This is a genomic window from Leifsonia sp. LS1, from assembly GCF_020521355.1.
Lineage (GTDB): Bacteria > Actinomycetota > Actinomycetes > Actinomycetales > Microbacteriaceae > Leifsonia.
Genome location: NZ_BPER01000004.1, coordinates 65734 through 82995 on the forward strand (window position 1 = coordinate 65734; position 17262 = coordinate 82995).

Here is a 17262-nt window from a genome sequence, read left to right on the forward strand (position 1 = left end):
CGAGCGAATGAGCGACAGTCCGGCCGCAGCCACCCCGTACGAGGTGCTCGGTGTCCGCTCCAGCGCGACCCAGGAGGAGCTGCGCCGCGCCTACCGCCGCCTGGCGCGGCAGACCCACCCCGACACCGGCGGCACCGCCGCCGCGTTCCAGGCGGTGCAGGAGGCGTGGGAGCTCGTCGGCGACCCGGACGACCGCGCCCGCTACGACCGGGGCGAGACCGTCACGGTCGACGCCGTCGCGGGGGAGCACGACGGCACGGGGGGCGGATTCAGCGCGACCTTCCACGCGACCCGTTCCACGCGCGGGGCGACGGTGCGCGCCCGCAGCTACGGGCATCCGGGAGGTCGCGCGCGCGAGCGCTACCTCACGCTGCTGCGCGAATGGGTCGGACGCGGAACCGAGCTCGAGGACCCCTACGATCCCGCCCTCGTGCGCTCTGCGCCGCGCGAGATCCGCGGGCTCCTCGCGGAGGCGCTCGCCGAGGAGGCCACGGCGCGCTCCGTGTCGGGTCTCGGCATCGGCTTCACGATCTGGAACGACGTCGCCGTGCATCCGGCATCGGACGCCAAGCTCGACCACATCGTGCTCGGCCCGGCCGGGCTGTTCGCGCTCCGCTCCGCCGACTGGGGTTCCGAGGTCAAGCTCGCCAAGGGAGAGCTCGTCGGCCCGGGCATCGATCGCGACGAGGAGCCGTTCCACGATCTCCATCGCGCCGCGAAGAGCTTCGGGCGGCAGGCCGGCGTGCGCTTCACGACGCTCATCGTGGTCGTGCCCGACGCCGACCTGGCCGTGCCCGTCGACGTGATCCAGCGCGGCCGGTTGGCGGGATCCCTCGTCGTCCGGCGCTCCGTGCTGCCCACGATCCTCCGCGACGGGGCGAACGCCGCCGCCCGCGAGAGCGTCGACCGGGCGTTCGAGGTGCGCACCCGCCTGCAGGAGGCCGTCCGCTTCGTCTAGACGCGAACCCCCGGGAGGACAAGAGTGGAGGGCATGGTCACCGCACTCGACATCTTCAGCGGGTTCAGCGTCGACGACATCGACGCCGCACGCGCCTTCTACCGGGACACCCTCGGGCTGGACTGCACGGACGGGCCGATGGGCAACCTCGACATCGCCCTCCCGGGAGGGTCGCACGTCTTCGTCTACCCGAAGCCGGACCACGTCCCGGCCACGTTCACGATCCTCAACCTCGTCGTCGCCGACATCGATGCGGCCGTCGATGAGCTGAACGGGCGCGGGGTGGTCACGACGATCTACGACGATCCGAACCTGCCGACCGATGAGAAGGGCGTGCTGCGCGGCCGTAGCCACAACCGCGGGCCCGACATCGCGTGGTTCCGCGACCCGGCGGGCAATGTGATGTCGGTGCTGCAGGACTAGGGTCGGGCCGGACCGACGAGGCGCTCGCGCAGGCCCATCGCGTCGTAGGGTGCGCGCACCTTCACGTCGTTGTCGAAGTACGCGTAGACATCGAGTCCGTCGTCGAGCCACCGGTCGATGTCCGTCGCCCAGCGGTCGAGCGCCTCGTCGGTGTAGCCGCTCGTGTAGAGCTCCTCGTCGCCGTGCAGGCGCGCATAGACGAAGCCGGTGGTGACCTCCCGCAGCATCGGGTACCGTCCTGCGGTGTCGGCGACGACGACCGCGACCCCGTGCGCGCGGGCGATGCGAGCGAACTCCGGGTCGGCGAACGACGGATGGCGCGCCTCCACCGCGTGCCGCAGCGGGACGTCGGCGGGGGTCGTGGCATCCCGTCGGTCCTCGTCGAGCGTGCTCTCGGAGGCGAGCGAGGCGGCCTCCCGGGTGGTCGTGGGCAGGCCGGCCAGGAAGGCGTCCAGCGCCTCGGGGTCGAGGGGCAGGTTCGGCGGCAGCTGCCACAGCAGCGGGCCGAGCTTGGGTCCGAGGGTCAGCATCCCGGACGCGAAGAAGTTCGCGAGCGCCTCCCGCGTGTTCCTCAGGCGGAGGATGTGCGTGATGTAGCGGCCGCCCTTGACGGAGAACACGAAATCATCGGGAGTCTCCGCCGCCCATCTGCGCCAGCTGGTGGGCCGCTGCAGGGAGTAGAAGCTCCCGTTGAGCTCGATCGAGTCGAGGCGCTCGGCCGCGTAGGCCAGCTCGGCGCGGTGCGGCAGGCCCTTCGGGTAGAAGACCCCGCGCCACGGCGCATAGGTCCAGCCGGCGATCCCGACCCGGGCGGTCCCACGCGTCCGCCGCACCATCAGCGGCCCCGCAGCTGCTCGATCTGCCGCCGGTCCCGCTTGGTCGGGCGTCCTGCGCCGCGCTCACGCGTCACGTCGGTGGGCGTCTCCGCCCGGGGCGGCGGGGGAGGAGTGCGGTCCTCGAAGCAGTCGGCCGCGACCGCGGCACCGACCCGCTTCACGATCAGCCGACGCGCGACGTAGATCTTCTCGGTTCCGGCGACGAAGGCGCGCACCTCGTCGCCCACCCGCACCTGCTGCGACGGCTTGGCGCGGTCGCCGTTGATCTTCAGGTGGCCGGCCTTGCACGCGTCCGAGGCCGCCGAGCGCGTCTTGAACAGCCGGACGGCCCACGCCCACGCGTCGACACGGACGCTCGAGGGGTCGGGCACGGTCAGGCCCCGGCGGGCACGGCGGCGGCGTGCCCGGCCGCCTCCTCCTCGGCGAGCTGCGCCTTCCACTGCACGAGGCTGCGGACCGTCCTGCTGCGGTCCTTCGCGAGCTTCTCCATCACATCGGCCGGCACGAAATAGTTGACCGCCACCCAGCCCCGAACCGTCTCCGAGCGATCGTCGGCGAGCTCGCGGAGGATGTCGCACGGCGTCGCCTCGTTCTTCGCGACGCACCCGCGCACCCCCTCGTCAGGGTCGACCGCGAGCTTCTCGAAGAGGTCGACCGGCGTGTTGTAGCTGCTGGCGACGGCCTCCCGGATCTTCGGGTTGGCGTCGGTCGCGAGCAGCCGCAGCCGGCGGATCTTGCTCTCCGTCACCGGCGGCGACGGGTGGAGGGCCGCGGCCTCCTCCGCCGTGAGCATCGCCGGGCGGTGCTCACGCATCGCCTGGCGCTGGGCAGGGGTGTTGAAGCGGATGCACGACATGGCTCCACGGTACGCGCTCCGCCCGCACGGTGCCCGGATCACCCGCCGCGGTACCGTGAAGGCATGGAACAACTGTTGAAGCGGCTCGATCGCCTCGCGGGCGGACGCCACGCCGATTACACGGTGCCGATGGAGGGACGCGACCACCCGCGCACCCGTCGCGCGTTCGTCGTCATCTTCTGGCTGCTCGTCGCCGAGCTGCTGATCGGGCTCGCCGCGGTCGTCGTCGCCGTGGTGCTCACCCTCGGCGGGGTCGCGGTGCCCTTCGCCGTGTGGATGCGCGCCCTGATCGTGCTCGCGATGACCGCCACCCTGTTCTATTTCGCGTGGCGCGCCCAGAAGGGCTACTACTGGGCGTATTCGCGTCTGCGGCTGTTCTCCAAGATCTTCCCCGTGGTGACGCTGGTGCTCGCCGCGATCCCCGGCCTCTACCCGCTCTGGATGGTCACCGAGCAGATCGTGTTCAGTCTGCTGCTGATCGGCGTCGCCGACTATCTCGACTCCGACCACATGCGCTCGGTGTTCCCCAAGCCCGCGCGCCCGGAGGCCGCGACCTCCTGAGCGGCCGCCGCACGGAGCGGCCGGCAGGACCCCGTCAGCGGGACGCGGTGACCGGCTCCGCGCCGCCGCGGCGCGGGAACCACGGCACGATCGGCGAGGTGCGCCGCTGGTACTCGACGTATTCCGGATAGCGCGACCGCGAGATGCTCTCGGTGAAGACCGTCGAGCCGATGAAGAGGCCGGTGAGCAGCAGCGGTCCGATGACGGTCCACTGCAGGATCGACCCCGCCGCGGTGCAGCCGATCAGGAAGAGCACCCACCACTGCGCCTGCTCGAAGAAGAAGTTCGGGTGGCGCGAGAGGCGGAAGAGCCCGGTCTGCAGGAACCGCGGCGACGGCGTGCGGCCGGCGGCGACCTCGGCCTTCTTCCAGCGGTGGAAGTCCCACTGCTGCTGATCCGCGACGGTCTCGCCGACCAGGAACGCCAGGAAGACCACCGCGAGCACGATGTCGAGTGGCCCGAGCGGAGTGCGGTGCTCGTAGGCGGTCCACGCGGGCAGCGAGATGAGCAGCAGCAGAACGTTCTGGTAGATCACGATGAAGAAGAGGTTGAACAGCTGGAAGGCCGCCGCCGGCATGCGGCCGCGCAGCACCTCCCAGCGGTAGTCCTCCCCGCCCGGCGCGTAGCCGCCCTTCCGCGCGAAGTTGAACGTGAGCCGCGCGCCCCAGAGGGTCACGAGCACCGCCATCAGCACCAGTCGCGGATCGCTGAGCCCGGTCGCCCCGGCGAACACCCAGACGTACGCGAGCGGCACGAGCGACCAGATGCGGTCGACCCAGGAGTGCTCGCCGGTGATCAGCGAGAGCACCCACGTGAGCGCGCACACTCCGATGAGGATCCAGAGGCAGATGAGAAAGGGCTCCACGTCCGTCATCCTAGGCCTCGGCGTCGGTCAGTAGAGTGGACATGTGGATGGAGTCGGCGAACGCGAGGTGAGCTCCCGCGTCTGGACGATCCCGAACCTCCTCAGCTTCTTCCGGCTCGCCCTGGTGCCGGTGTTCCTGGCGTTCGTGATCGTCGGCTACGACGCACTCGCACTCCTGGTGCTCGTCGTCTCGAGCATCACCGACTTCCTCGACGGCTACCTCGCGCGCCGGCTCGACCAGGTGTCCCGTCTCGGGCAGCTCCTGGACCCGGCGGCCGACCGGCTCTACATCTTCGCCGCGCTGATCGGTCTCGCCTGGCGGGAGGTCATCCCCTGGTGGCTCGTGGCCGTGATCGTCGCCCGTGACGTCATGCTCGCGGTGCTGGGCGTCATCCTCGCGAACCACGGCTTCGGCCCGCTCCCGGTGCATCACCTGGGCAAGGTCGCGACGTTCTGCCTGTTCTGGGCGCTTCCGCTGCTGATGCTGGGCGAGGCCTTCGCCCCGCTCGCGCCCTTCTCCCTGCCGCTCGGCTGGGCCTTCGCCCTGTGGGGCGCCTTCCTCTACTGGTGGGCAGGTATCGTCTACATTCGCGAAACCTCCCGAGTAATACGCCTTCCGGCCGATGACGGGGCCGCTCGATCGGATACGCTGGATCACGAGGAGGTTGACGGTGCCTGACGAGAACTACCTGAACCGACCGGCGGACGACGCCGGGAACAACCCCCTGCGTGAATCCGCGTCGGGGAATGAAGACACTACGGCGCGTTTCGGCGAGGACTTCGTCTCGAAGATGTTCCCGCTCGACGGAGAGATCTCGCCGGAGGAGCAGGAGGCGATCAACGCCCTGCCCTCGGGTTCCGCCCTGCTGGTCGTGCGCCGGGGGCCGAACGCCGGGGCGCGGTTCCTGCTCGACGCCGACGTGACGACCGCGGGCCGTCACCCCAACGCCGAGATCTTCCTCGACGATGTGACCGTCTCCCGCCGCCACGCCGAGTTCACCCGCCGTGGCACGGCGTTCGAGGTGCGCGACCTGGGGTCGCTGAACGGCACCTACTTCGACGGGGTCCGCATCGAGAGCGCGCTGCTCTCCGACTCCGCCGAGGTCCAGATCGGCAAGTTCCGGCTCACGTTCTACGCGTCCCGCCAAGACCTCGCCGCCGCGGCGAACGGCTAGTGGCCCGGCAAGCGGCGAGGGCGTCGGGCGCCTCGCGCGCCCTGCTGAGCATCGGGCAGGTCCTCGAGCGACTGACTCCGGAGTTCCCCGACCTCTCGTCGTCCAAGCTGCGCTTCCTCGAGGAGCGCGGCCTGGTCTCCCCGGCCCGCACGCCCTCCGGCTACCGCAAGTTCTCCCCGGAGGATGTCGAGCGACTGCGCACCGTGCTCGGGATGCAGCGCGACCACTATCTGCCCCTCAAGGTCATCAAGGCCTACCTCGCCGACCTCGACGCCGGCCTCGAGCCGAGCATCCCGGGAGGAGCGGCCGCGCCGTCGATCCTGGTCGGAGAACGGCGCCTCCAACGGGACGACCTGCTGCGGGAGTCGGGCGCCAGCCCGGAGCTCCTGCAGCAGGCGATCACGGCCTCTCTGATCGCCCCGGCCGACCTCTACGGGGAGGACGCCCTGACCGTGCTGGGCGCCCTCGTCGAACTGCGCAAGTCGGGCATCGAGCCCCGTCATCTGCGCGGATTCCGCGCCGCGGCGGAACGCGAGATCGGTCTCATCGAGACCGCCCTCGTGCCGATCGCGCGCCGCAACGACGTCTCCAGCAAGGCGCGCACGGCCGAGCTCGCGCGCGAGATCGCCGGTCAGCTCGACGTCGTCCGCGGCAGCATCATCCGCTCGTCGCTGGCGCGCCTGCGTCCGTGACCGACGGAACCGCTCGACACGCCGACAGTGAATGTCCGGATGTCGTTGCCCGGGACCTCCCGCATCGGTACCGTGGATGAAGCGCCCACCGTCGGCGCACGATCCGAGAACGGGCGAGAGGCGAACATCATGAGCGAAGCGAGTCGTGACGACGGCGCTGCCCGGTACGACCTGGGTCTGCTGTTCACCGACGGCCTGCCGGACATGGACGACGCCAACGGCTACCGCGGTGCGGTCGCCGCCCGAGCGGCCGGCATCTCCTACCGCCAGCTCGATTACTGGGCCCGCACGGGCCTGGTCGAGCCGACCGTCCGCGGCGCGGCGGGCTCGGGTTCGCAGCGTCTCTACGGCTTCCGCGACATCCTCGTCCTGAAGCTCGTCAAGCGCCTCCTCGACACCGGGATCTCGCTCCAGCAGATCCGCACCGCCGTCAACCAGCTGCGGGAGTCCGGGGTCAGCGACCTCGCCCAGACCACGCTGATGAGCGACGGCGCCAGCGTCTACCTGTGCACCTCCAACGACGAGGTCATCGACCTCGTGAGTCGCGGCCAGGGCGTGTTCGGCATCGCCGTGGGCAAGGTCCTCCGCGAGGTGGAGTCCAGCCTGGTCGAGCTCGACACGCAGAGCGACTCACTCGACGAGCTGGCCCAGCGCCGCGCCTCGAAGTCCAAGGCCTCCTAGAACCGGTCCCGCCCAGCGGGCGTCCGGGCGGATCATCCGACGTCGGGTGTCGAGCCCGCGCCTCCGATCAGGAGCAGGCCGTCGCGCGTCAGGATCCGGCGGTCGCGTATTCGCCGATGCGGGCGGTGCGCAGCACACGCTCCAGCAGCAGGTCGAAGTTGTGCGCCATCTCCTGTGCGCTCTCGCCCGGCCACACGTGCAACGGCTTCGCGGCGCCCTGCGCCTGCTGCAGCGACGTACGCTCGGGGAGCTGCGGGGCGAGGACGAGCGGCCCGAACATGTCGCGCAGCTCCTTGATGCGGAACTGGTGCTCCAATGACTGGACGCGCGCACGGTTGACGATGATGCCGAGTGGCTGGAGGCGCGGCGACAGGCCGCGGCGGATCTCCTCGATCGCGCGCAGGGCCCGGTCGGCGGCGGCGACCGAGAACAGCCCGGGCTCGGTGACGACGGCGACGCGGTCGCTCGCGGCCCACGCGGTGCGCGTGAGGGCGTTCAGCGACGGCGCGCAGTCGATCAGGACGAGCTCGTAGTCGTGCTCGACGTTGGCGAGCGCCTCCTCGAGCTTCCAGATGTCACGGATGCTCGGGTGCGGCCCGTCGAAGTTGATCGCGGACGGGCTGCCGATCATGACGTCGATCTTGCCCGCGCGGCCCTTGGTCCAGCCGGAGGGCGCGATCGCGGCGCGCACGATCTTCTCCTTGGGGGACGCGAGCACGTCGGCCACATTGAGGTGGCCCGCGACCTGGATGTCCATGCCGGTCGACACGTCGGACTGCGGGTCGAGGTCGACGACCAGCGTCCGCAGCCCTTTCGCGAACGCGGCAGAGGCCAGTCCGAGGGTCACGGTCGTCTTTCCGACGCCGCCCTTGAGGGAACTAACGCTGAGTACGTGCACGAGAGCCACGTTACCTTCACTAGTCTTAGAGAACCTAACCGTTTGCTGTGTGGTGTCGACCCCTGCTCGAAAGGTCCCCATGTTCCGTAAGATCCTCGTTGCCAACCGTGGTGAAATCGCGATCCGTGCTTTCCGCGCCGCCTATGAGCTGGGCGCCCAGACGGTCGCCGTCTTCCCGTACGAGGATCGCAACTCGATGCACAGGCTCAAGGCCGACGAGGCGTACCAGATCGGCGAGCCGGGCCACCCGGTGCGCGCGTACCTGGACGTCGCGGAGATCATCCGCGTCGCCAAGGAGTCGGGCGCCGATGCGATCTACCCCGGGTACGGCTTCCTGTCCGAGAATCCCGACCTGGCCGAGGCCGCGCGCGCGGCAGGGATCACCTTCATCGGCCCGCGCGCCGAGGTGCTCGAGATGGCGGGCAACAAGGTCACGGCGAAGGAGCACGCGATCGCCGCGGGTGTACCCGTGCTGAAGTCCACGCCGCCGTCGCGCGACATCGACGAGCTGCTGGCGGGCGCGGACGAGATCGGCTTCCCGATCTTCGCGAAGGCGGTCGCGGGAGGCGGCGGCCGCGGTATGCGCCGGGTGAACAGCAAGGGCGAGCTGCGCGCCGCCCTCGAAGAGGCGATGCGCGAGGCCGACAGCGCCTTCGGCGACCCCACCATGTTCCTCGAGCAGGCCGTTCTGCGCCCCCGCCACATCGAGGTCCAGATCCTCGCCGATGGCGCGGGGAACACGATGCACCTGTTCGAGCGCGACTGCTCGGTGCAGCGCCGCCACCAGAAGGTCGTCGAGATCGCCCCGGCGCCGAACCTCTCCGACGACATCCGCCAGGCGCTGTACCGCGACGCGGTGGCCTTCGCGAAGTCGATCGGCTACGAGAACGCAGGCACCGTCGAGTTCCTGCTCGACACCGCGGGCGACCGGGCGGGCGAGCACGTCTTCATCGAGATGAACCCGCGCATCCAGGTCGAGCACACCGTCACGGAGGAGATCACCGACGTCGACCTCGTGCAGTCGCAGATGCGCATCGCCGCGGGCGAGACGCTCGCCGAGCTGGGCCTCAGCCAGGACACCGTCCACATCCGCGGCGCCGCCCTGCAGTGCCGCATCACGACGGAGGACCCGACCGCGGGCTTCCGCCCCGACACCGGCAAGATCACCACCTACCGCTCGCCCGGCGGCGGCGGCATCCGCCTCGACGGCGGCACGATCAGCCCCGGATCGCAGATCAGCCCCCACTTCGACTCCATGCTCGCCAAGCTCATCTGCCGCGGGCGCGACTTCCCGGCCGCCGTCTCGCGCGCCCGTCGCGCCCTGGCCGAGTTCCGCGTGCGCGGCGTCGCCACCAACATCCCGTTCCTGCAGGCCGTCCTGGAGGACCCGGACTTCATCGCCGGCGACGTCTCGACCGCCTTCATCGAGGAGCGGCCGGAGCTGTTCAAGGGCCGCGTCTCGAAGGACCGCGGCACGAAGGTCCTCAACTGGCTCGCCGACGTCACGGTCAACCAGCCGAACGGCCCCCGGCCCGAGACGGCCGAGCCGGCGGACAAGCTGCCCAGGATCGACCTCAACGTCCCCGCGCCGTCCGGCTCCCGTCAGCGGCTGCTGGAGCTCGGACCGAAGGGCTTCGCCGAGGCGCTCCGTGCGCAGAAGGCCCTCGCGGTCACGGAGACGACGTTCCGCGACGCGCACCAGTCGCTGCTCGCGACCCGCGTGCGCACCAAGGACCTCCTCGCGGTCGCGCCCTACGTCGCGCGCATGACGCCCGAGCTGCTCTCGGTCGAGGCCTGGGGTGGTGCGACCTACGACGTCGCGCTCCGCTTCCTCGGCGAGGAGCCGTGGGAGCGTCTGGCGTCGCTGCGCGAAGCGCTGCCCAACGTCAACATCCAGATGCTGCTGCGCGGGCGCAACACCGTCGGCTACACGCCGTACCCGACGCAGGTCGCGGACGCGTTCGTGCGCGAGGCCGCGGCGACCGGCGTCGACATCTTCCGCATCTTCGACGCCTTGAACGACGTGTCCCAGATGCGCCCGGCGATCGAGTCGGTGCTCGCCACGGGCACCGCGGTCGCGGAGGTCGCCGTCTGCTACACGGGCGACCTGCTCGACCCGGCCGAGGACCTCTACACGCTCGACTACTACCTGAGGCTCGCGGAGCAGATCGTGGAGTCGGGCGCGCACATCCTGGCGATCAAGGACATGGCGGGCCTCCTGCGTCCGTCCGCGGCCGAGAAGCTCGTCGCGGCGTTCCGCGAGCGTTTCGACCTCCCGGTGCACGTGCACACGCACGACACCCCGGGCGGCCAGCTCGCGACGCTTCTCGCCGCGGCCCGCGCCGGCGCCGACGCGGTCGACGTGGCCAGCGCGCCGATGGCGGGCACCACCAGCCAGCCGAGCGCCTCCGCTCTCGTCGCCGCGCTCGCCCACACCGAGCGCGACACCGGCATCTCGCTCTCCGCCGTCGAGGACCTCGAGCCGTACTGGGAGGCCGTGCGCCACGTCTACGCGCCGTTCGAGTCCGGCCTCCCCGGGCCCACCGGCCGCGTGTACAAGCACGAGATCCCGGGCGGGCAGCTCTCCAACCTGCGTCAGCAGGCCAAGGCCCTGGGCCTCGCGGAGGACTTCGAGCTCGTCGAGGACATGTACGCGGCGGCCAACCGCATCCTCGGCCGCATCCCCAAGGTGACGCCCTCGTCGAAGGTCGTCGGCGACCTCGCTCTGCACCTCGCGGCCGTGAACGCCGACCCGGACGACTTCGCCGAGAACCCGCAGAACTACGACATCCCGGACTCGGTCGTCGGCTTCATGGCGGGCGAGCTGGGCGAGCTGCCCGGCGGCTGGCCGGAGCCGTTCCGCACCAAGGTGCTGGCCGGCAAGACCGTCAAGGTCGGTGTGGAGGACGTCCCCGCGGAGGACGCGGCCGCGCTCGAAGGCTCGAGCGCCGAGCGCCGCGCCGCGCTCAACCGGCTCCTCTTCCCCGCCCCGACCCGGATCTTCGAGCAGATGCGCGAACTGTTCGGCGACCTCTCGGTCGTCGACTCGCTCGACTACCTCTACGGCCTCAAGCCGGGCGCGGAGCACGTCATCGAGTTCAGCAAGGGCGTGCGCCTCTACATCGGGCTCGAAGCCATCGGCGAGGCGGACGAGAAGGGCATGCGCACCGTCATGACCACGCTCAACGGCCAGCTGCGCCCGGTGTTCGTGCGCGACCGCAGCATCGTCGTCGAGACGAAGGCGGCGGAGAAGGCGGACTCGGCGAAGCCGGGCCACATCGCCGCGCCGTTCTCGGGCGTCGTCACCCTGCACGTCGCCGTCGGCGACCGCGTCGAGGCCGGGCAGGCCGTGGCGTCGATCGAGGCCATGAAGATGGAGGCGGCGATCACCGCCCCCATCGCCGGGACGATCGAGCGGCTCGCGATCCCGAAGACCCAGCAGGTCGATGCCGGCGACCTCCTGGTCGTGGTCGCGACGGCGTAGCGCCTACACTGTCGAAGTCGCCTCCGTGAGGAGGCAGGAGGAGACCGAAGAACGTGGCACAGAAGCCGGAGGAGCCGGAGCGCCGCGACCTCACGCCCCTGGACGAGGAGCTCACGCTCACCACGCCGGAGACGCTGAGCATCGCCGTGGATCTTCCGCCGACCCCTCCGCGAGAGGTGCCGGATGACGAGGCCGCAGTCGCGATCGACGACATCCCGATCGACCCCGGGTTCGTCGCATCGCCGACAGAGCCGAGCACGACCTCCGTCGCGATCGTCGCCTCTCGTCTGGCCACCGGCCCGACGGAGACGACCCGCACGGAGACGGCGGAGCCGGTCGTCCCGCTGCCGGGCGGTGACACTCAGCGTGAGCAGTTCGGGCAGTCACGCCGCGACCGGATGCGCGGCGAGCACTCGACGCAGCCCGAACCGGCGGCCATGCTCACCGCCGACCGGCTGCTGGAAGTCAACCGCAAGACGCGGCCGGGACCGGAGGGACCGTGGCAGCGCTTCGTCTACAACGCGACCTTCCGCACGGTGAACCTGGGCGACTCCGCCACGGTGCGCGCCCGCAAGGAGCTCGACCACCGCATCCAGAAGCAGTTCGAGGGCGGCACCCGCTTCGTGCCGGTGCTGACCCGCAAAGGCGGCGTCGGCAAGACCACCGTCACCACGCTGCTCGGGATGGCGCTGGCCGACGCCCGCGACGACCGCATCGTCGCCATCGACGCCAACCCGGATCGCGGCACCCTCTCGGAGCGCGTGCCCAAGCAGACGCGGGCGACCGTGCGCGACGTGGTGCACAAGGCCGCGAGCATCACGGGTTTCACCGATTTCTCGGCGCTCGTCTCCCGGGACGAGACGCGGCTCGACATCCTCGCATCCGACACGGACCCCCTGCTCTCGGAGGCGTTCGACGAGAACGACTACAACGTCGTCGCCGACCTCACGGCGCGCTTCTACTCGATCGTCCTGACGGACTGCGGCACCGGCATCGTCCACTCGGTCATGCGGGCGACCCTCCAGCGTGCCGACTCCCTCGTCATCGTCTCCGGCGGCAGCGTCGACGAGGCGCGCCTCGCGTCCGAGACCCTGACCTGGCTCGAGGCGAACGGCTACGGCGAACTCGTGCGCAACGCGATCGTGGCGCTCAACACGGCGACGCAGGGAACGAACCTGGTGAAGCTCGAGGAGATCGAGGCGCACTTCCGCTCGCGGGTCCGCGAGATCGTCCGCATCCCGTACGACCCGCAGCTCGCCGCCGGCTCTGTGGTGCAGTGGAAGGCACTCAAGCCGCTGACCAAGCTCTCCGCCCGCACCCTCGCCGCGCTCGTGGTCGAGGGACTTCCCGCCGAGCGCGACTGAGCCCGTCCGTCCGTCCGCCCCACCGAGGAGTAGTACTCGTGACCGAGCGTCAGATCCGTATTTTCGGCGACCCCGTCCTGAAGACCCCGTCCCAGCCCGTCGGCGAGATCGACGACGGGGTGCGCGGCCTCGTCGAAGACCTGGTCGACAGTGTGCTGCCGCCGGGGCGCGCCGGTGTCGCGGCTCCGCAGATCGGCGTCAACCTGCGCGCGTTCAGCTACAACGTGGACGGCGACGTCGGCTACGTCATCAACCCGGAGCTGGTCGAGGTCTCCGGCGAGCCCGAACTGGTCGACGAGGGCTGCCTCTCCGTCCCGGGGCTGTGGTTCAAGACCCTGCGCTATCCCTTCGCCCGCGTGCGGGGGATCGACGTCGACGGCAACGAGATCGAGGTCTCCGGCACCGGCGTCATGGCGCAGGCTCTGCAGCACGAGACCGACCACCTCGACGGGAAGCTCTACCTCGACCGCCTCGACAAGGAGACGCGGCGCGAGGCCATGAAGCAGGTGCGCGAGAGCGACTGGTTCTGACCCGGACCGGCCCTCCCTCCTCCTAGACTGACGTCATGCGCATCGCGGTCACCGGAGGATCAGGCAAGCTCGGACGCACGGTCGTCCGCGAACTGCGAGCGGGCGGCGACGATGTCGTCAGCCTCGACGCGGTGGGAGAGCGCGGACCCGGCTTCGTCCGCGTCGACCTGACCGACTTCGGGCAGACGCTCGACGCCATTCTCGGCGTCGACGACCGGCACACCGGGTTCGACGCGATCGTGCACCTCGCCGCCATCCCCGCCCCGGGCATCCTGAGCGACGTGGCGACCTTCCACAACAACATCCGCGCGACGTACAACGTCTTCCAGGCCGCGCGCCGGGCGGGCATCCGGAACATCGTCTACGCGTCGAGCGAGACCGTGCTCGGTCTGCCGTTCGACGTGCCCCCGCCGTACATCCCGGTGGACGAGGACTACGCGGCACGTCCCGAGTCGACCTACTCCCTGGTCAAGCACCTCGAGGAGCAGATGGCGATCGAGCTCGTGCGCTGGGACCCGTCGCTCAAGATCGTCGCGCTGCGGTTCTCCAATGTCATGGACCCGTCCGACTACGCCGAGTTCCCGTCGTTCGACGCCGACGCGCGGGCCCGCAAGTGGAACCTCTGGGGCTACATCGACGCCCGCGATGGCGCGCAGGCCGTCAAACGCGCCCTCGACTGGGACGCCACCGGTTTCGACCGCTTCATCATCGCCGCCGCCGACACCGTGATGACCCGTCCCAACGCCGAGCTCGTGGCCGAGGTCTTCCCCGGCGTCCCGCTGAAGGGCGAGCTCGGCGTCAACGACACCCTGCTCTCCATCGACAAGGCCCGCCGCCTCCTCGGCTACGCCCCCGCCCACTCCTGGCGCGACTGACCCCTTCGGCATTCGTGCCGAATGTCGACTCTGCGTGCGCCATTCCTGCGAATCGTCACGAATGTTCGTCCACAGTTGTGGCGATGAGGAGGAACTTTTCCACAGAAGTGTCGGGAGGGCGCAGGAGCGCCGAGCTGCTTGGCACGATGAACGAATGCGCACTCCTGCACCTCTTCCTGCCGGCCGCGGTGGACGATCCTTCACCTCTGAGGACGCACGCCTGTCGGGCGTGAGCGCGTCGCGCCTCCGCGCTCGCGACCTGCATCATCCGTTCCACGCCGTCCACACGTTTCGACCACCGGAGGATGTGCTCGCGCGGTGCCGGGCCTACCTGCATGTGATGCCGGCGGATGCCTACTTCAGTCACCAGACAGCCGCGGCTCTGCTCGGCATTCCCCTGCCACCTGGCATCGTGCAGGGCATCCTGCACGTCGCCGTCGAACACCCGCGAACGCCGCCGCGCGCGCGAGGCGTCGTCGGGCACAGCTTGCGCAGTGTCGAGGGCGCAGTGACGGATGGTCTTCGCATTTCGGCGCCCGCGCACATTTGGTGCCAACTCTCCGGGGTTCTGGATAGGGAGGATCTGGTGGCGGCAGGCGATCACCTGGTGGGAGCCCGCGGCAGGGAAGCCCTTGTGACCCATGATGTTCTCGCGGCACTGGCAGACGAGTTGCATCGGACCAAGGGCTCACGCTCTCGCACCTGGGCGCTGCGGCGCATCCGCTACGGAACGGACTCTCGGCCGGAGTCGCTGCTGCGATTGCTGCTCGAGGAGTGCGGTGTGTCGGGTATTGCCGTCAATGCGCCTGTACCTGTCGACGGAGGCCGGCTTGTCCTGCACCCCGACCTCACGGTCGCGCGCCACCGTATCGCCCTCGAATACGAGGGCGACGGTCACCGCGTGGACCAGCGCCAGTGGCATCTCGACATCGAGCGACGTGAACTGCTCGAGCGTGAGGGGTGGCGGGTGGTACGCGTGACGGCACGCGACCTGTTCCACGAGCGCGCCGCCTTCGTCACGCGCCTCCGGAGATTCGTGCCGAATGTCGAGTAACGCGGCGTCAAACTCGACATTCGGCACGAATGTCGCGCGGGGTCAGTAGGCGAGGGAGATGCCCTGGGTCTTGGGGTTGTCGCTGTAGATGCCGTCGATGACGTCGGCGAAGTCGGCGAGGATGACGTTGCGCTTGATGCTGAGCTTCGGCGTCAGGTGGCCGCTCGCCTCGGTGAGCTCGGTCGCGAGCACGACGAACTTGCGCACGCTCTCCGCACGCGAGACGCCGGCGTTGGCGGCGTCGACCGCGCGCTGGATCTCGGCGTTGACGGCCGGGTTGACGGACGCCTCGGCCAGCGTCATGTCCTTGTCCTCGCCGTTGTTGGCGAGCCAGGTGGGCAGCATCTCCGTGTCGAGGGTGACGAGGGCGGAGATGAACGGCTTCTGATCGCCGACGACGACCACCTGGCCGACGAGCGGGTTGGCGCGGATCGGGTCCTCGAGAGCGGCGGGGGAGACGTTCTTGCCGCCGGCGGTGACGATGATCTCCTTCTTGCGACCAGTGATGGAGAGGAAGCCGTCGGCGTCGAACGAGCCGAGGTCGCCCGTCTTGAACCACCCGTCGTCGAAGGCGGCCTCGGTGGCCTCCGGGTTCTTCCAGTACTCCTTGAAGACGTTGATTCCCTTCACCTGGATCTCGCCGTCGTCGGCCAGCCGCAGCGCGACACCGGGGAGCGCGGGGCCGACGGTCCCGATCTTGAAGGTGTCCGGGAGGTTGACGGTCGCAGGGGCCGTGGTCTCGGTGAGACCGTAGCCTTCGAGGATCTTGATGCCCAGGCTGTGGAAGAAGTGGCCGAGGTGCGCACCGAGCGGGGCGGAGCCCGAGACGGCGTATCGGACCCGCCCGCCCATCGCGGCGCGCAGCTTGCTGAACACGAGCCGGTCGTAGAGGGCGAACTTCAGCTTCAGCCCGAACGGCACCGACCCGGCCTCGACGGCCTTCGAGTGCTCGACGGCGACGGCGGCGGCGGCGCGGAAGATCTTGCCCCGGCCGCCGGCTTCCGCCTTCTGCTCGGCCGAGTTGTAGACCTTCTCGAACACGCGGGGGACCGCGAGGAGGAAGGTGGGCTTGAAGCTGGCGAGCGCAGGCAGCAGCTGCTTGGTGTCGGCCTGGTGCCCGACCTTCACGCCCCCGGTGACGCACAGCACCGCGATGAACCGGGCGAAGACGTGGGCGGTGGTGATGAAGAGCAGGGTGGAGGCGCCGCCCGGCTGGTTGACCAGCTCGGTGAGCGCTTCGGCCGAGTTGCGGGAGAGCTCGACGAAGTTGGAGTGGGTGAGCACGCAGCCCTTGGGGCGGCCGGTCGAGCCCGAGGTGTAGATCAGCGTGGCGATGTCCTCGCCGCGGGCGAGGTTGCGGCGCCGCTCGATCTCCGCGTCCGGCACCTCGACCCCGGCCGCCGTGAGCTTGTCGAGGTCGCCCAGGTGCAACTGCCACACGTCCCCGATCAGCGGGAGGTCGGCGTGCACCTCGTCGAAGCGGGCGTGCATCTCGGCGTTCTCCAGGATGACGGCGATGGCGCCCGAGTCGGCCATGTTCCACTGGATCTGCGTGGGGGAGGAGGTCTCGTAGATGGGCACGAGCACTGCGCCGGCGAACCAGGTCGCGAAGTCGATGAGACTCCACTCGTACCGCGTCTTGCACATCAGGCCGATCTTGTCGCCGGGCTGGATCCCCGCGGCGACCAGTCCCTTGGCGAGCGCGACGACCTGACGGTGGAACTCGGCCGCGGTGATGTCTCGCCAACCCGCACCGTCCGGAACGCTGAAGAGCGGCGCGTCCGGGGTCGCGGCGACCCGCTGGATGAGCAGGTCGGTGGAGTTGGCCTCGGGGTCGGCAGGGACGACGGCGGGTGTTTCGAAACTGATCACGGGCAGCTCCTTCGATACCGGTGGGCGACTGGCTCGACCGAATGGCTTCGGCCGGACTCGTTAACTACACTCTAGATGGTGCGGCGGGAGTCGCCTCCCGGGCGGCCCGCCCCCACCATCCCACCACCGCCCCCTCTG

The 17262-nt window shown here is 70.0% G+C and carries 18 protein-coding genes; 12 read left to right on the forward strand and 6 right to left on the reverse strand.

Translation table 11 applies throughout. The features are described from left to right. The first annotated feature begins 7 nt into the window (after positions 1 to 7). Positions 8 to 958: a DnaJ domain-containing protein gene (locus LLS1_RS08615; protein WP_223357114.1), complete on the forward strand. Its 951-nt coding sequence runs from the start codon at positions 8 to 10 to the stop codon at positions 956 to 958. 33 nt (positions 959 to 991) lie between these two features. Then, positions 992 to 1381, forward strand: a complete 390-nt coding sequence (locus LLS1_RS08620; RefSeq protein ID WP_223357112.1) for a VOC family protein — start codon at positions 992 to 994, stop codon at positions 1379 to 1381. Here the strand turns inward: LLS1_RS08620 and LLS1_RS08625 are convergent. The 3 genes from LLS1_RS08625 to LLS1_RS08635 are packed head-to-tail and all read right to left on the reverse strand — an operon-like array spanning position 1378 to position 3073. Further along, on the reverse strand, positions 1378 to 2217 hold the full coding sequence (locus LLS1_RS08625; protein ID WP_226654769.1) for a DUF72 domain-containing protein: 840 nt from the start codon (positions 2215 to 2217) through the stop codon (positions 1378 to 1380). The two genes, LLS1_RS08620 and LLS1_RS08625, sit on opposite strands and share 4 nt — an antisense overlap. Further along, entirely contained in the window at positions 2217 to 2588 is a 372-nt protein-coding gene (locus LLS1_RS08630) for an RNA-binding S4 domain-containing protein (protein ID WP_223357109.1), read from the reverse strand. The genes LLS1_RS08625 and LLS1_RS08630 overlap by 1 nt, the downstream gene beginning before the upstream one ends. Positions 2589 to 2590: 2 nt before the next feature. Further along, positions 2591 to 3073, reverse strand: coding sequence for a hypothetical protein (locus tag LLS1_RS08635; RefSeq protein ID WP_226654770.1), 483 nt, complete (start codon positions 3071 to 3073; stop codon positions 2591 to 2593). Positions 3074 to 3136: 63 nt separating this feature from the next. On the opposite strand from LLS1_RS08635, the gene LLS1_RS08640 reads away from it, so the two are divergent. Next, the gene (locus LLS1_RS08640; protein WP_223357105.1) at positions 3137 to 3634 is read left to right on the forward strand and encodes a hypothetical protein; all 498 of its coding nucleotides are present in this window, start codon (positions 3137 to 3139) and stop codon (positions 3632 to 3634) included. A gap of 34 nt (positions 3635 to 3668) precedes the next feature. Here the strand turns inward: LLS1_RS08640 and LLS1_RS08645 are convergent, their stop codons facing one another. Then, positions 3669 to 4499, reverse strand: coding sequence for a DUF1295 domain-containing protein (locus tag LLS1_RS08645; protein WP_226654772.1), 831 nt, complete (start codon positions 4497 to 4499; stop codon positions 3669 to 3671). 43 nt (positions 4500 to 4542) lie between these two features. Between LLS1_RS08645 and LLS1_RS08650 the strand changes: the two genes are divergently transcribed. The 4 genes from LLS1_RS08650 to LLS1_RS08665 all read left to right on the forward strand — a co-directional run bounded on the left by LLS1_RS08650 (position 4543) and on the right by LLS1_RS08665 (position 7047). Next, the gene (locus LLS1_RS08650) at positions 4543 to 5178 is read left to right on the forward strand and encodes a CDP-alcohol phosphatidyltransferase family protein (protein WP_226654774.1); all 636 of its coding nucleotides are present in this window, start codon (positions 4543 to 4545) and stop codon (positions 5176 to 5178) included. After that, a complete protein-coding gene (locus tag LLS1_RS08655) occupies positions 5165 to 5674 on the forward strand; it encodes an FHA domain-containing protein (RefSeq protein ID WP_374758256.1) in 510 nt (169 codons plus the stop codon). The genes LLS1_RS08650 and LLS1_RS08655 overlap by 14 nt, the downstream gene beginning before the upstream one ends. Beyond that, positions 5674 to 6366: a MerR family transcriptional regulator gene (locus LLS1_RS08660; protein ID WP_223357099.1), complete on the forward strand. Its 693-nt coding sequence runs from the start codon at positions 5674 to 5676 to the stop codon at positions 6364 to 6366. Before LLS1_RS08655 ends, LLS1_RS08660 begins: the two co-directional genes overlap by 1 nt. Before the next feature lie 129 nt (positions 6367 to 6495). Further along, on the forward strand, positions 6496 to 7047 hold the full coding sequence (locus tag LLS1_RS08665) for a MerR family transcriptional regulator (RefSeq protein WP_308443805.1): 552 nt from the start codon (positions 6496 to 6498) through the stop codon (positions 7045 to 7047). Positions 7048 to 7135: 88 nt separating this feature from the next. On the opposite strand, the gene LLS1_RS08670 is transcribed toward LLS1_RS08665, so the two are convergent. Then, positions 7136 to 7945, reverse strand: coding sequence for a ParA family protein (locus tag LLS1_RS08670; protein ID WP_025157657.1), 810 nt, complete (start codon positions 7943 to 7945; stop codon positions 7136 to 7138). Positions 7946 to 8024: 79 nt separating this feature from the next. On the opposite strand from LLS1_RS08670, the gene LLS1_RS08675 reads away from it, so the two are divergent. The 5 genes from LLS1_RS08675 (at position 8025) to LLS1_RS08695 (ending at position 15252) form a co-directional block, all read left to right on the forward strand. Then, complete coding sequence (locus tag LLS1_RS08675) at positions 8025 to 11429, forward strand: pyruvate carboxylase (RefSeq protein WP_226654778.1); 3405 nt, start codon at positions 8025 to 8027, stop codon at positions 11427 to 11429. Positions 11430 to 11482: 53 nt separating this feature from the next. Continuing rightward, positions 11483 to 12793 carry a MinD/ParA family protein gene (locus LLS1_RS08680; protein ID WP_226654780.1) on the forward strand — a complete coding sequence of 437 codons (1311 nt, stop codon included), beginning with the start codon at positions 11483 to 11485 and terminating at the stop codon, positions 12791 to 12793. 38 nt (positions 12794 to 12831) lie between these two features. After that, a complete protein-coding gene (def, locus tag LLS1_RS08685; RefSeq protein ID WP_226654782.1) occupies positions 12832 to 13323 on the forward strand; it encodes a peptide deformylase in 492 nt (163 codons plus the stop codon). A 35-nt stretch (positions 13324 to 13358) separates the two neighbouring features. Further along, positions 13359 to 14198 (forward strand): NAD(P)-dependent oxidoreductase, encoded by an 840-nt coding sequence (locus LLS1_RS08690; protein ID WP_226654784.1) that lies wholly within the window; start codon positions 13359 to 13361, stop codon positions 14196 to 14198. Positions 14199 to 14352: 154 nt separating this feature from the next. After that, positions 14353 to 15252 carry a hypothetical protein gene (locus LLS1_RS08695; RefSeq protein WP_226654786.1) on the forward strand — a complete coding sequence of 300 codons (900 nt, stop codon included), beginning with the start codon at positions 14353 to 14355 and terminating at the stop codon, positions 15250 to 15252. A 42-nt stretch (positions 15253 to 15294) separates the two neighbouring features. On the opposite strand, the gene LLS1_RS08700 is transcribed toward LLS1_RS08695, so the two are convergent. Then, positions 15295 to 17124, reverse strand: coding sequence for a long-chain fatty acid--CoA ligase (locus LLS1_RS08700; protein WP_226654788.1), 1830 nt, complete (start codon positions 17122 to 17124; stop codon positions 15295 to 15297). Between the last annotated feature and the right edge of the window lie 138 nt (positions 17125 to 17262).

What these genes read in the sequence shown, in the direction of transcription:
- LLS1_RS08615 (WP_223357114.1), top strand. Translation starts at nt 8, where the DNA reads ATGAGCGACAGTCCGGCCGCAGCCACCCCGTACGAGGTGCTCGGTGTC.
- LLS1_RS08625 (WP_226654769.1), bottom strand. Translation starts at nt 2,217, where the DNA reads ATGGTGCGGCGGACGCGTGGGACCGCCCGGGTCGGGATCGCCGGCTGG.
- LLS1_RS08690 (WP_226654784.1), top strand. Translation starts at nt 13,359, where the DNA reads ATGCGCATCGCGGTCACCGGAGGATCAGGCAAGCTCGGACGCACGGTC.
- LLS1_RS08635 (WP_226654770.1), bottom strand. Translation starts at nt 3,073, where the DNA reads ATGTCGTGCATCCGCTTCAACACCCCTGCCCAGCGCCAGGCGATGCGT.
- LLS1_RS08665 (WP_308443805.1), top strand. Translation starts at nt 6,496, where the DNA reads ATGAGCGAAGCGAGTCGTGACGACGGCGCTGCCCGGTACGACCTGGGT.
- LLS1_RS08620 (WP_223357112.1), top strand. Translation starts at nt 992, where the DNA reads ATGGTCACCGCACTCGACATCTTCAGCGGGTTCAGCGTCGACGACATC.
- LLS1_RS08675 (WP_226654778.1), top strand. Translation starts at nt 8,025, where the DNA reads ATGTTCCGTAAGATCCTCGTTGCCAACCGTGGTGAAATCGCGATCCGT.
- LLS1_RS08695 (WP_226654786.1), top strand. Translation starts at nt 14,353, where the DNA reads ATGCGCACTCCTGCACCTCTTCCTGCCGGCCGCGGTGGACGATCCTTC.
- LLS1_RS08640 (WP_223357105.1), top strand. Translation starts at nt 3,137, where the DNA reads ATGGAACAACTGTTGAAGCGGCTCGATCGCCTCGCGGGCGGACGCCAC.